Origin of the sequence: Mesotoga sp. UBA6090, from assembly GCF_002435945.1 — a bacterium.
Lineage (GTDB): Bacteria > Thermotogota > Thermotogae > Petrotogales > Kosmotogaceae > Mesotoga.
Map to the genome: position 1 here is coordinate 1 of NZ_DIXC01000078.1, position 14,520 is coordinate 14,520.

Consider the following 14,520-nt stretch of genomic DNA (forward strand, 5'->3'; position numbering starts at 1 on the left):
TGAGATCGGATATATCGGACTCTCTGGTAAAGAACTCAAAGTGTTCGAACTAAATATCTAAAATTCTGGTGAACCTGTACAAATTTTCCTCGATTCTAAAAAAATAGCCGCTTTCCAGAATATAATTGATTATGTAAACCAGGGCGGAAGAACCTTCTACCTTGCTGCAAAAGTAAAAAATCTAGGCAATTTGATCCAGGAAATAAGCATGAAACTTAATGGTGGAATGTGGCATTTGATTTTTTATCTCTATATCTTGTTTTTCAAGCATTTTATCAGGTCTCTAATATTGGAACATGATTTACAAAGTGAAACGTCGAAATACGTACACCCAGCCTACGGCAGCCCTCTCAAAGAGGGCATTAGAACTAAAGCTTTGAAAAACACCACAATGCACAACCTACTAACGTACCACGTATTTTTTTAATTCTATGGACGAAGTGAGTAGCAAGACGAGCGTTGGAAGAAACGTCAGTGATGGACGATGGACATTGTCTTTGCATCAAACGGTTCACGTATTTTACAATGGTGTTTTGCACCTGTCGATGGACGAAGCGCGCCGTCAGGCAAGCGTTGGACGATGGACCAAGCGGAGCGATGAACGTTATTTAAGTCTCGGCTTCTCATGTTTTGAACTTTGCGTACAACCGACAACGTTATTTTGTTTTGTTAAAGAATGGAGTTCGTCGTTATTATCCTGCTATATTGTGAATTTTGCAATAACCTTCAGATAAACTTTTTCTTCAACAATTGTGAATTAATAGCTACAATGATTGTACTTAAGCTCATGAATATAGCTCCCATGGCAGGACTGATAATGATTCCCAGGTTATACAATACACCTGCTGCCAGAGGTATAGCTATGATATTATATGCTGTCGCCCAGATCAGGTTCTGAACAATTTTTTTGTATGTTTCCTTCCCAAGAACGATTAGATGAGCAATGTCAATAGGGTTACTGTTCAGCAGTATAATATCCGCAGTTTCTGCTGCTACATCAGTACCAGAGCCCACTGCAATACCAACATCCGCTTTTGCAAGGGCAGGTGCATCATTAATTCCATCACCAGTCATGGCCACGAATTCTCCTTTATCCTGAAAATCTTTGATTTTTTCCAGTTTCTGGTCTGGTAGCATCTCAGCACTATAACCATCCAAATCCAGTTCGTCACTTACACTTCTGGCAACTTTTTCATTATCCCCGGTCATCATATAAATTTTGAGATTGTTCTCTTTCAATATTTTAACCGCCTCATAGGATTCATTCCTTATCTCATCCCCCATAGCTATAAACCCAGCTAATTCTTCTTCCACCAATACAAACACGATCGTTTCCTGGTCATTTTTATAGACACTATCCGGTATCGTTATCCCCTTTTCTTTTACAAAACCAGGGCTAACTACCTTTACTTTTTTATTTTCCACCTCGCCTTCTACCCCTTTCCCGGTAATAGCCTTAAAATTCTTTACCTCTGGTAGTTTGATTCCTTCATTTTTTATTTTTTGCATAATACTTGTTGCCAGAGGATGCTCTGATTTTGACTCAAGAGAACCGGCTAAGCTTAATATCTGCTTATCTTTATAAGCGTTGTTCAAGCTTCCATATCTCAATACTTCAAATTTTCCCTGGGTCAAAGTGCCGGTTTTATCAAAAACGAGCAGGGATATTTTACGAGAATTTTCAAATGCCGTGCGGTTACGAATCAAAAGGCCTCTTTGTGCAGAAAGAGAAGTTGAAATTGCTACAACTAAAGGAATAGCCAAACCCAGTGCATGGGGACAGGTGATAACCATCACACTGGCCATACGTTCTAAGGCAAAAACAAAAGGTTGATCCAGGAAAAGCCATGTAACCAGAGTAATAAAACCTACTGAAAGGGAAGTAATAGTAAGCCAAAAAGCGACTTTGTCAGCAAGATGCTGGGTTTTAGACTTCTCGCTTTGAGCCTCTTTAACCATATTTATCACTTTGCTTAGATAAGCTTCCTCCCCTATCTGCTGAGCTTTAATTGTTAATGACCCGTTCCCATTGATTGTACCGCCGATCACCTGATTATCTTTCTTCTTTTTTACGGGCTTTGATTCACCGGTGACCATAGATTCATCAATATGGCTTTCCCCGTCAATAATAACTCCATCGACTGGAACCTTTTCTCCTGGTTTGACAAGTACCAGGTCTCCACTTTTCAACTGATCAATGGCTACATCTTTTGTCTGACCATCTTCAAGTAAATGGGCTTCTGAAGGCATCAGTTGCACAATCTTTTCCAGAGCATTGGAAGCATTCATTACAGATTTCATTTCAATCCAGTGACCTAAAAGCATAATATCGATTAAAGTAGCCAGTTCCCAGTAAAAGGTTTTCCCTTCTAACCCGAAAGTGATAGCAACACTGTAACCATAGGCAACTGTTATTGCCACCCCGATTAGGGTCATCATGCCAGGTTGTTTTTTCTTCAGTTCATCCATTAGCCCTGTCAGGAAAGGCCATCCACCATAGAAATATATCACTGAAGATAGAGCAAACAATACATAACTGTCAAAAGGAAAAGTAAATTCATAACCCAATATATTTTGAATAAGAGGCGATAAAACAAGGATGGGGATGGTCAATATCAAAGAAACCCAGAAACGCCTGCGGAAGTCTTCGATCATATGTTCGTGGTGCTGTTGTTCAGAATGTTTTCTATCTTGATGATCTTGTTTTCCTTCTAAATTGTCTTTATCTTTATGGTTTTGTTTTTTCATCACATCAGAAACACCCCTTCTTCAGATTTTCCTGGAAATTATGGCAAAATAATTGAATAAAAATTACCGTAACCCGTGAGGCTATTTTATTGGAACGAATAGGGTAAAACCCTGATTACAATACTACCATATTATAGAATCAGAAAAATCAAAGAGTCAAACTCAGGAAAATGGAGCTTTCACGACTACTGTGTTATGGCTTCCTATGGGTACAAAATATTAATGTTTCTATGAATTTATTCGTTCTTCAATATATCTAAATTAGTATCTGTGTACTTCTTTAGAAATACCAAGATTGTTTTTTGCGAACTTCTCAATATTCTTCTTATTAAACTCGATGTCATTACCTATTGGCAATAAACCTTTGAACCAATTCGGAAATTTTATTAATAACTTATCTAATAAGTCCAAAGGAATACCTTGTGGCCCTTTGGTGTGACCCTTTGGTGACAGACTCGATTTTTAACATTCTAGTAATGCACATCTTTGTTGAATAGCAAAGAAATACAAGTTGATGGGTGCAACGCTACCTTCCGAAGAAAGGAGACCGGGAAGACCCTCCCCCCTATAAGTGAGACTCGCTATGCAGGAAAATGATGCTTGCTGTATAGCCCAAGGAGGTCGAAAGGCGATTAAATTGAAAAGCTACCGGAACCACTTAAACGGCTAGTACTGGATGACAGAAGGAAGAAACAAAAAGAGCTGAGACCTTGTGCAGAGAACACAGTTACTCTAGAGCAAATGTCTTCGATAATTGGTTTTCTCGCGCCTACATGATTCTCGTGCTTTAATCTAGAGTCTACATTTGCCGTGCAGGGTTCAGTTTTGATTGCAGTTTGATTGTCCCATGTCCCGATACCCATTCGACTGCATCCCTCAAAGATTCAGAGACCTTTCTGGGATTATGGCCCAATACTCTCGACGCTTTTTCGTGAGAATACCTGTAATTTCTGGTAAGCGTGTGTACTGTGTAGGGAGTGAAAGCGGCTTTCGTCTTCAAGATCATGTAGTAAAGTGTCGACATGGCCGAAAGGGCGTATGCGGAGCCGCTTTTCAGAAAGGTGCTCACTCTCTTCTTTCCAGTTATTTGGTGTAGTATGTCGGTCAGTTCACGGATCGAGATCACTTCGCCGCCGAGAATGTATACCTCTCAGGCCTTGGCCTTTATGGAGGCTTCTATCTCCGATCTCACTACATCTCGGACATCCACGAAATCGAAAGACCCCTCGATTCCTACTCTTAACTTGCCTGTTGCGAAGAGCCTTATCTTGTTCCCCATTTCAGAAAGTTTGTAATCGAAAGGACCAATGATGCCCGTTGGGCACAGTACGACGGCGTTCAGCCCTTCCCTCGCGGCCGTGAGCACGTTGAGAACGGCTTCGGCCTTGGATTTCCCGTAGACGCCGCTCGTGCGAGCCGGGTTGAACGAGACGTTTTCATCTATCACGCTTCCCGGTTCTAGCTCGGTGAAGCCGTGGATGGAGCTCGTGTAGATCAACTTTCCCACATGCTGAACCTTGCAGGCATGGATAACGTTCTCCGTATCGCCTATGTTGACGCTTCTTACCTGCTTTTTCATTGTGGGCAATATGGATATTTGTGCTGCCAGATGATAGACGGTCTCTATTCCTTCACAGGCCTTGGTCACGAAATCTCTGTCCCTTATATCGCCGCGAAGTATCTCTACTCCATCCAGTTCGATCATAGAGACATCTTCTCCGGGCAAGACAATCGCCCTTGTTTTTTCGCCCCTACTGACAAGCTCTCTGACTAGAACGTTACCAACGTGACCGCTCGCACCAGTCACAAGAATCATGCTTTATCACCTCTGCTTTTGTGACCGGAATCGGTGAATTCCTCATCGACAACTATGCTAGTCATTCTCTCGAAACCATCGGTGATGATCGCGAGATCTTCGCTTCCAACGTTTCTAATAAAGGTTGAGATCAACTTCGAGAAGTTGCCCAAGAAACTCTCGAAAAAACTCTTACCGCTATCGGTAAGGGTTATCATGATCACTCTTCTATCTTCCTCGGAACGAACACGGGCAAGCAAGCCCTTTCTCTCCATGTCGTCGACAAGAACGGTGATATTGCTCTTGGTCATTGAGTATTCCCTTGCCAGCGAGGACATGCTCTGGGGACCTTTGAGCGCAACGTATAGAAGGATGTAAAGCTCTATTGTCTTCATCTCTTCGGCGTCTATGCTGAATGAGAAGAACTTACTGAAGTTCCGGATCAGATCGAAAACCGTTTCCAGTATCTTTTCCGGACTGATTTGATTGCCTTCTGCAGTCATCTTGCACCTCCTTATAAAACAATTATAACAGTTAAAATATTGAACGATCAACAACTTTTACTGTACATAAACATTACTTTTCCCAGGAAAGTAGTACAATTCTATACAAAGGGGGGAGTCCAACATGATCAATCGAAAGATCGCCATATCTATAATCGCCCTGTTCGCAATCATCACTGTAGTAATGGGGCTCTTTATCTCAAAAATGGAGATCAACGTGTCCAGCGAGTTCCTTCTCCCTGAGAAGTCTCCTTCCAGAGAGAACATGAGCAAGATGGAAGATTTATTTGGAAGCGAGAAGCAGATCATCATTGTTATAAAGACGGACGGGCTCTTCAAGGAAGACAACTCACTCATGATCTACAACTTCCTCCAGCAACTCCCCTCGATCGAAGGAGTCGTTAGTTACAACTCCTATCAGGACGCAGCGAAGGTTAGTCTGATTGGCGGCACTAACGTTGAGCCGTACTTCGTGGAAGGACTTCCCATTGAGAATGCCAGCGAGATACTGAATAATCCACTCTATCTGGACAACCTTCTTAACGAGAACGGCGAAGTGGCCCTTATTCCGATAAACGTAACCGATAGTGCCGATGTGAAAGGCATTCTTGAATTGGCCAGCGATTTGCTCGAGGGTATGGAGTTCTACGCAAGCGGCGAGCCAATAGTCGATGAAGAGTTCAACAGTTCGATACTGTCGCTCATGGTTGTATATCCCCCCATTCTCTTCGGTCTAATCAGCTTCATCTATTTCTTGAGGCTTGGAAGCGTTCGGGCTGCCGTCATCCCTTCGATTCTTTCGATCATCGCCGCGCTATGGACATACGGTTTTGGAGTAATGATAGGTCTGGATATCAACATTCTCACCTCCACGGTGGGTCTTTTTATAGTCATAATCTCATCTTCTTACGGACTTCATTTCATAGATAGATACATCACTAACAGAAGATTTCTGGAAAGGAATATTGCCCTTAAGCGGACCGTACGCGAGGAACTAATCCCCATATTTCTTTCGGCTCTGACTACGGCGGTAGGCTTCCTAACATTCCTGATTAGCAGCCTGGAGGCTTTTAGGCAGCTAGGCATAATGGTCTCTCTCGGGATCATGATGAGCTCGGCGCTCGTGCTTATTGCTCTTCCGGCCGCCCTCTTCTTCATTGATCTTCCGTCGGTAAAGAGAAAGCTAAGGTTTAAGAGTCCGACACCAGAAAAGGCAAAAAAGATAGACAAAGTTGTATTAATAGTGATAATCGTCTTTGCAATCGTATCACCCTTTCTGATTTCGAGAATAGAGAGAAACTTCGACCAATTTGATTACTTCAAGAAAAACTCCTCGATCGTGAAGTCTGCCGAGACTATCAGAGAAGAGTTCGGTTGGAATATGCCTTTTTATGTCGTCCTTAACAAGAACAGCCTCTTCACCGCTGCCGATGCAACAGTCATATCTAGCCTAGTCGCAGAAATAAACGAGCTTGAACAGGTCAAAGGTGTTTCCTCAATCATGGATGTTTCGAGCGCATTTAACATACCGCTGCCGATCCTCCAGCTGGCGGCGCGCAGCGGCGATCTTCCAGTCCAGCAATATATGGTGGGCAACTCATTGCGACTGCTAGTCAAGACTCCAAATACAGATGCCGTCAGTTCTCAACAGCTCGAGGACAACTTGAAAGCCATTCTCCAGAATTATCCGCAATATTCTCCATATATAGCCTCGCCCCTGCTGATTATATCCGGCGTCAATAATGAGATACTCGTCAGCCAGGTCAGTACTATTGTGTGGGCCTTAGTAGTCATAACATTGCTCCTGATAGTCGTCTTCAGGTCTTTCAAGCTGGCGATAGTTTCCGTGCTTCCAATTGCCTTGTCCGTACTCTTCAACTTCTCTTATATGTCGATACTGGGTATCAAACTGGAAATCTCGACCGCGATCGTTGCAGGGGTACTTCTGGGAATGACAATAGATTACTCGATCCACCTGATCAATAGATTCATAGAGACCAAAGACATATACAGAGCGAGAGAAGAAGTCAGGCCGGCTATACTCTCGAACACTATGGCTCTGGCTGCTGGATTTGCTTCGCTCCTGTTTGCACCATTGAGACTGTTCACCGGGCTCGGACTGCTTCTGGCAATAGGTATGCTTACAGGCGCCATAGTTACTCTTACAGTCATACCGAGAATTGTGAGCAAATGGAAAAAGTCTGCTCACTGATCGCTGAAAAAACCGTCAGCCGTCAACCCTCCACCGTCCAAAGATCCGCTGGTCGCTTGCCAGGAGACACTGATTGCTTGGAAGAGCAAGGGCATTTCTTTTTCTTGGTGACTGACTCCATTATTTACATTGTGTTTACCTAGACACGCTAATTAGTTAGTCTGCATACGAGGTTACTCACGCTGAAACCAGGGCCGTAGAATTCGGGTTTGAAACATCGCGTGTTACTTCGGCGAAAACAATGACCACTGTAATGAGAAAAAGCGGTTTTGAGAGTGCTAGTCATTCACGAGGGAACGAGCGATAAAATCACGAGTTGCAATTCCTAAGAATCTTCTGGCTTCTTTGAGCGACAAGATCCGCAAACCTCCTTACTCTGAAAAGGCGAGGTAAGAAAAGATACCGGATCACTGGATGACAACCTTGGGAAACTTAAAGCATAATTCTCCGTCACGCTTAACATAATTCAGCATCTCACTCTTAGCTTCTGCTTTTCTTGCCTTGAACCACAAAACAACGTAGAACGATAGTTCAACACCTGACTCAGGGTCTCGCGATGACAGTGTTCGGCAAATCTGTTATAACAACTCTACTTACGCAGTCATCAACTTCCTTCTATTTCTTGGTCAAAAAACAAATATTTCTGGCGTGAAGATTATTGCTCAATATTGAAGTAGGTGACTCACCGTTCCATCTCATCTTACTAACAAGAAAGACTGGCAAACATTAAGTTCCTTCGACAGTATCTTACATCTGAATTAGTCTCAGACTGTAGCCATAGAAACCTCATCTCGTTCATATGTTAACTCTACGTAAATAACGGAGTCCCCACGAAAAAGGAAGCCCTGATGGGCTTCCCCTTTTCCGCGCTGATAGAAACTTTCGAGGTTTGTGAAGTTTCTAGAGTGTTTTATCGAACCAGTTGACCGTAGCTTCGATGAGCTGATTGAAGGCTGTCATATCGCCTGTGAATATGTTGAATGTATGATCGGCACCCTCAATTAGAAGGACCTTGGATTCCGAATTTCGAGATGCGTCAACGATTCTCTGAGCATTTATTGGATCAACCACGGTGTCTTCCGCGCCGTTAATAGCAAGTACTGGAGCACTTGAATTAGAGAAAACTTCCAACACGTCTGTGCCGTAAGCTTCGTTGAACCACTGCAGCCCGAGTTTCAGAGGAGTTCTCCAGTCAAAATTAAGTTCATAATAGCCCTTTTCTTTTGCGATTTCGTAGGCCTCCAAGCTTCCAACGCCAGACAAATCTGGAGCACCGGCCCAGCATAATACTGACTTGAATGCAGGATTGTTACCTGCAGCAAGCAAGGCAATTGTGCCACCCTGGCTCCAACCCATCACTCCTGCACGGTATTCGTCTATCCGATCAAGACCAGCAGCATATTCGAGAGCGGCATTCGTATCAGATAGGGCTGTGGTGAAGTTGTAGTCAATGTAGTCCGCATTGCTTTCTCCGTTGCCAATAAAGTCGAAGCGAATGCTCGCGATTCCTGCTTCCGCCAGAGCTGGAGCAGCTATGAGATATCCACCGCCGGCTTCGTTCTTGTCGGAACCAGTCCCGTGTAGCATAACAACTATCGGGAATGGCCCATCACCGTTGGGCAAGCATATTATCGCAGGTATGTTGTGGTCCCCATTTGGAATAAGCAGGGACTGTTCAGTATAGGATGTTGGAATCTTGAGGACTGTGCCAATTTGCAGAGTAAACTCATCGGTGATACAGTTCAGGTTGGCGATCTCCTTCCAGTCTAAACCGTATGCCTTTGCGATTCCCCAAAGTGTATCTCCTTTTTTAACTGTATACTCGCTGTTAACAGCGACGAGCATACCTCCCAGTAGCAAGATCAACGCAACCATAACTATTAAAGCTCTCTTCGTTAATCTCAATGTTCTCACTCCTTATTGTTCGAAAGTTGCTTCATTATTACTATACACCCGTCGAAAAAAATCGAGAAGACAAATCACATCACTCAGATCATTTCAGCAAAACGGTGCTAAGGGTTTCTATATAACCATGTCATTACATACGAGAAAGAATTCGCAGCAACCTAATAGCATTCAAGTGAGTCAGCAAATGAGCAGGACTTCTGTCAAAAGGGGCTTAGAACCAAGGACTGTAAGATCTGTATCTTCGAGACGGCAAATGACTTACAGCTGAGCAAAAAGATGTTCACTCAGTAGTGCAGAGTTGAGGGGCGTAGTCAAAGTTTTCTCCATGCCTCATCGACAAAAGAAGGAAGGAATTTCCTCTTTAGGGATAGCTTCCTGCGATCAGAATTTCACTTGATTCAGATACTTCAAGCAAGCTGATTGTCTCGGATCCATCCAGTCTGATTGCCTTAAGTTCGAAGGCATCGCCATAAAGAAGCTATTTGCCACCGGGGAGGACCGCGCAGGATGAACCGCTGAAAACGAGATCTCCTGTAGATGAAATCCCCTTCATTGCATCAAAGATTGCAATACGGTCATTATTTTCATCGATGAAGAAAACTTTGTCTTCTCCCGGCAGCCATTGAAGTGTGTTCATGGAGTAAGTAACTCCAATGTTTTTCACTATTGATATTCCCCGTAAGGGGAAGTGAGTCATCTGTCAAACATTGGCTTGTCGATACTTCCGTCCTTGCTGTAACCGTATTCTTCCCAATAGCCTCTGTATTTGTCATCGTCGGATAACTCGATTTCTTCGACCCATCGGGCCCACTTATATCCCCATTTGTCCTCCGCAACTACAATGAAAGGAAAACCCTGAGCAGGAGGCAGTTCGATTCCATTAAGTCTATCTGCAATTATTATGTTTCTTTCGCGAACGTACTCGAGAGTCAGGCTCGTTGTGTATCCGTCTGTAGATTTAAAGATTACGTTTGTGACCTGCCCCAGTGGACTCGCCTTCTCAATCAAGTCGATGAGCGGAATTCCTTCCCAAAGCATCTTCGCCGTCCAACCTTCTACACAGTGAAGCGTGACCAGCTTCTGAATGTGCCGTAGCTCCTGCAACTGCGGATAGCTCATAGAATAGGGTGCCTCGACAAGTCCACCAATCTTCAGGGAATACTCATCCTCATTCACATATTGCACACCTTTGATAGAGTTCTCCCTGAATGCATCGAGATCGTCAAGCTTTATGCCCTCATATTCTTTTACTATTACCTCCGTTGCATAAGTATCGTCTGGAATACTGCTTACTCCGAACACTATGATCACTAATGCGATGATACCCACCGAAATCAATACAGTCGTCTTCAAGAAAAGTCTCTCCTTCATACTTAGTACTGTTCTAAATTAGATGAAAAAGGGACTCTCATGGTTCAGATGGTTTTCCGTTCTTTTCGTCTTTTCGTCTTTTCGTCGTCTTTTCAGACTCCATTATTAACATTATCGCAATCTTTGCGGTTATGTCCAGTATCTCATTCCTTAGAGAATCAAAACTTCGATAAATTGCTTTCCTACAAGTAGGCTTTTCATTTCTTGAGTTCAGTTGTATTCAATGCTGAGGGCCTTTGCGAGGCCTTCCCCTCTTCTTTTTGGCCATTGAAACGGCAGTATTGTCTTCAAGTTCAAATACAAAATCCTCAGAAAGAAATGGCTTCCCTGAGATTGTGTTGCTCCTCATCTCTTTGAGAAAGCTTTCATCATCTGGATAACCCAAAAACTCTTTCCAGCCTTTTGAATTCCAGTTCAGACCGAGTTCTTCGAGAGAGGAAAGAGTAATTCCATATTCAGCATGTTTAGCAATCTCCGAATTTGAATCAACTGATGCTTTTCGGATGTCTTGCTCGGCTGAAATCGTTTCTTGCTTTGCGAGATCGCTGTTGTTTGAAGAGTCAGTCTCGCGGGAAATCGTCGTTCTTGTATCTCGAACAACAGTATTCCCCGCATCGTGATTCTTTGATTCGTTCTCAGAACGGCTGTCGACTAAGCTATGATTTCCACCAGACGATGTAGACTGGATAACTGAGAGGCCGACATGTTCCGCAGCACTCGACCATTCATATTCCCATGGAAGGCCTACCAAATTCGCCCTCGCCGGGTTTCTTTCAACATATCTAACCGCTTCAATTGCGTGATTCCCATAAAGAGGACAGGAATAAAATCTTGCCTGCCATAAGTGACCCGACTTCTTGTTCTTGAAGTTGAAGTACTTTGAATACCTCATGTTCGCATACTTAAATGTCAGTGCCAGTGAGTCAGGCTTCATTGGAGCCGCAATGAAGTGAACGTGATTAGTCATTAGGCAGTACGCGAAGATCTTTGTCTTGTACTTCTCAGAGTATTCGCCTACGAGTTGAAGGTATTTCTTCCTATCGGCATCGTCTTCGAAGATGCTCTGTCTGTAGTTCCCTCTCTGAGTAATATGATGGGCCACGCCCTCAAAAACAACCCTCGCATGTCTAGGCATCATCTCACCTCGAGTGGAAGATTTGAAGAGGCGGAGCACTCCGCCTGAGAAAATAATAGCAAAGAAAAGTGCAATAGTCATCACCCAAATCTTCAATTAAGGAATCACCAAAGCTTGAACCATCGAATACTCTTTCCGAGTCATGGATGAAAAATATCGTTGGATGGGAATCACACTTTTATTTGGAATTGGAATAATCGCAGTGATAGGCTTTAATTGTTTGAATAGTTTCTTAAGAAATCATTGTTCAATCTGAGGGCAATTATTATCAGGGGGGACTTATGCAGGAAGCTATCAACAGGATTCTTGACAGGTATCTCATTGAGAAGAGAAAGGAGTTTTCGAAGAACAAACTCGCTAATTTTCTGAGGAGTGACGTAAGCAGTATGATTCAGGGAATAGTGGACTCAGAGCACCCGGATCAGTTCAAGGTATCTGCCCCGGTAAGGGCCCCTGCCGGACAGGGCCAATGGGCGGAGATTCCATGGGTCGGTGTCTTCGATAAGGAAATTACAGAATCCCCTACGCACGGCTATTTCGTAATGTACGTCTTCACGTCAGACATGTCGGCTGTCTATCTCTCTCTTAATCAAGGTTGGTTATCGTTCAAAGATACTTATGGCGCACAGGCAAAGGAAAAGATCGCCTCGGCAGCAGAAGCCTACTGAAGAATTCTCGGCCAGGAGAAGCGTTTCGACTATGACAGGATTTCTCTTAAAACGGATAGAGAATTGGGAGTAGCTTATGAACTGGGCCATATTTATGGAAAGAAGTATGAGAAGGGAATGATTCCCGGAGATGACACTCTAAAGCGAGATTTGTTTGAAATAATCGCTCTTTATGAAAGGTTGAAGGAAATCATCGGGACGGAGGCTCCAGAGGAAAAGATAAAGAAAATCATCTCCGAACACGAAACGGCTCCGCAAGTCTCAAGTGCCGAATTTATGGATGAAGCAGAAAAACTTGAAACTGAAAGCACTCCAGAAATGGTCGCAACTGAAGCCCACTCAGTTGATCTTTACGCGTTGAGCCTGCAGGAGGTGAGTGAAAGATGCGCCCTTTCAGTCGATGAAACAGAGGGGTTCCTGGATGAACTTGAGAAAGCCGGTATCTGTTCATCCAAGACCGATCATCGAAGGAAAAAGATTCTTCTCGCTCGAAAGTCCCGAGTTAGTCTCGCGAGCTGCTGCTCTTTCCGCGGAGGGCGAATCACTTGGAGATGCAGTTGAAAAAATCAAAGAGGGTGACGAATTGGATGCCAAAAAGCTGAATGAATTAGATCAGAAGGTAGAAAGACTTTCAAGCAATATCAACTCACTTTCCACGCAGGTTAAATCGCACTTGAGCAAATACCACTCAACGCCTGAGAACAAGGGATTTTGCTATCATTTCAAGCAGGCCTTCAGAAGCATACGAAAGAAGAAAGCCTAGCCACGATTATACGAGAACTCAGAGCAGATGACCACTACTCACAGCTGTTCACCATTTGCATTTGCCTAAAAAGGAATAATTACGGATTCATGTTTAGCGAAAAGCAGAATTTGCCTTCTTGTTCTCTCGGAACGGGCTTTTCTATAGCCCTTTCGGGCGTTTGCCGTATTCGTCCAAGAGCAAGGACAGGTTCACCGATAAGATCGAGATAAGAGAGAAAGAGCATTTTGAGAGGCTCGGATTGATACTCGTTGACCGTTGACGGTTCCCCGCTCTCCGAAAAGGCCACAGAGTTAACGATGGATTAAGTGGTGAAAAAACATGCGCTGCACAACCATCTGAGTTTGTCGATATCTTCACCGGATACCCTAATGAATTTGAAAATTTTTCTATTTAGGATATCAGTGCATTAGGAGGCGAACAGCCGTTCACTCATACACGCTTACATCAACATAAGCCAAAATGTGAACAGACGAGCTCCTTGCGTCTGTCCCTTTTTTGGGCCAAAGATTGAGCTTCTGACCAGGAGCTTTGTCAGATGACTTGAAAGGCTGAAAGAAGAAGATGCGAAGCAAGAAAAGACTGTCATCCCGTAGAGCCTGCCCTGAAGAGCTTCTGTTCAGGCCTCCTGTACGGGATCTCACATCTAGGAACCGCTGTACGCTGGAAGATCCGCTATTCGCTGGACGGTGAACGCTTTGAAGACACGGCCTCCGTCGTCAAATACCAAGGACCCGCTCACCGTTGAAGAGCAAAACCCAGATCCCGGATCGCTGTCTGGGATGACGTCTTCACTGCACTTATAATCCTGAATGGTTTAGAGTCACTTTTGTTCGCTAAACCCTAGACCCAAGACCCCAGAACTGTTGTCAATTTTGTCATGAACTTGTTTCAACATCTCGCTCTTCATTACTCCGTTCTGATAAACCGCTTTCATCAACCCGATCTTTCTAACCCGCACTCTGTAACCCGCTCCAAGTAACCGTATTTCCCAACAAGCTTTTTTAACCCGATCCTTCGTTTTCCAGCGTACAGCCTTCAGCGTGTCTTATCCAAGCGGCTGTTTGCAAAAGAAGCGGGCCTTGCGCCTGTGAGAGGGCTTCCCCTCTTCGGGCGAACAGCCGTTCGCCCCTACAAGTAGAATATGATTCTGAATGGGATGACTGATGAAGAAGATCGGCCTGCGTTAGCAGACTGGTTCTTGGATGCAAATAAGGTCGCGCTTTTCGCGCCAAAGATCGAGATCCTGACCAGGAGCATTGTCAGGATGACATTAAGGAGTGTCATCCCGTATAGCCTGCCCCTAAGTCCACTCACTTTGTCATCCCGTGGTGATTCTGCACGGGATCTCATCTCTTCAGTCTCGCCCTCTCTCCTCTTCTCACACTCCTTAACCGGTGAGTAGCCCAGGGGGATT

General features: G+C 44.0%; 10 protein-coding genes and 1 pseudogene. 2 read left to right on the forward strand and 9 right to left on the reverse strand.

What is annotated here, in order from left to right:
• Positions 1-726 precede the first annotated feature (726 nt).
• The 4 genes from B3K42_RS12225 to B3K42_RS12240 form a co-directional block, all read right to left on the reverse strand.
• Entirely contained in the window at positions 727-2,748 is a 2,022-nt protein-coding gene (locus B3K42_RS12225) for a copper-translocating P-type ATPase (protein WP_110990350.1), read from the reverse strand.
• Positions 2,749-3,547: 799 nt separating this feature from the next.
• Positions 3,548-3,874: a hypothetical protein gene (locus tag B3K42_RS12230; RefSeq protein WP_258367232.1), complete on the reverse strand. Its 327-nt coding sequence runs from the start codon at positions 3,872-3,874 to the stop codon at positions 3,548-3,550.
• Positions 3,875-3,898: 24 nt separating this feature from the next.
• Positions 3,899-4,564, reverse strand: coding sequence for an NAD-dependent epimerase/dehydratase family protein (locus B3K42_RS12235; protein WP_258367233.1), 666 nt, complete (start codon positions 4,562-4,564; stop codon positions 3,899-3,901).
• Entirely contained in the window at positions 4,561-5,046 is a 486-nt protein-coding gene (locus B3K42_RS12240) for a MarR family winged helix-turn-helix transcriptional regulator (RefSeq protein ID WP_110990348.1), read from the reverse strand. The genes B3K42_RS12235 and B3K42_RS12240 overlap by 4 nt, the downstream gene beginning before the upstream one ends.
• 124 nt (positions 5,047-5,170) lie before the next feature.
• Here B3K42_RS12240 and B3K42_RS12245 point away from each other — a divergent pair, with 124 nt between their 5' ends.
• Positions 5,171-7,258, forward strand: coding sequence for an efflux RND transporter permease subunit (locus B3K42_RS12245; RefSeq protein WP_110990349.1), 2,088 nt, complete (start codon positions 5,171-5,173; stop codon positions 7,256-7,258).
• Positions 7,259-8,158: 900 nt separating this feature from the next.
• Here B3K42_RS12245 and B3K42_RS12250 read toward each other — a convergent pair.
• The 4 genes from B3K42_RS12250 to B3K42_RS12265 form a co-directional block, all read right to left on the reverse strand.
• Entirely contained in the window at positions 8,159-9,163 is a 1,005-nt protein-coding gene (locus B3K42_RS12250; protein WP_292599006.1) for an alpha/beta fold hydrolase, read from the reverse strand.
• A 481-nt stretch (positions 9,164-9,644) separates the two neighbouring features.
• On the reverse strand, positions 9,645-9,830 hold the full coding sequence (locus B3K42_RS12255) for a hypothetical protein (RefSeq protein ID WP_292599008.1): 186 nt from the start codon (positions 9,828-9,830) through the stop codon (positions 9,645-9,647).
• 29 nt (positions 9,831-9,859) lie between these two features.
• Positions 9,860-10,519 carry a molybdopterin-dependent oxidoreductase gene (locus tag B3K42_RS12260; protein WP_292599010.1) on the reverse strand — a complete coding sequence of 220 codons (660 nt, stop codon included), beginning with the start codon at positions 10,517-10,519 and terminating at the stop codon, positions 9,860-9,862.
• Positions 10,520-10,757: 238 nt separating this feature from the next.
• Positions 10,758-11,672, reverse strand: coding sequence for a transposase (locus B3K42_RS12265; RefSeq protein WP_292599012.1), 915 nt, complete (start codon positions 11,670-11,672; stop codon positions 10,758-10,760).
• Between the two features lie 281 nt (positions 11,673-11,953).
• Here B3K42_RS12265 and B3K42_RS12270 point away from each other — a divergent pair.
• Positions 11,954-12,901: pseudogene (locus B3K42_RS12270) on the forward strand (MrcB family domain-containing protein).
• A gap of 1,333 nt (positions 12,902-14,234) precedes the next feature.
• On the opposite strand, the gene B3K42_RS12275 reads toward B3K42_RS12270, so the two are convergent.
• Positions 14,235-14,520: hypothetical protein (locus tag B3K42_RS12275; RefSeq protein WP_292599014.1), on the reverse strand; the 286-nt coding region annotated here is incomplete at its 5' end.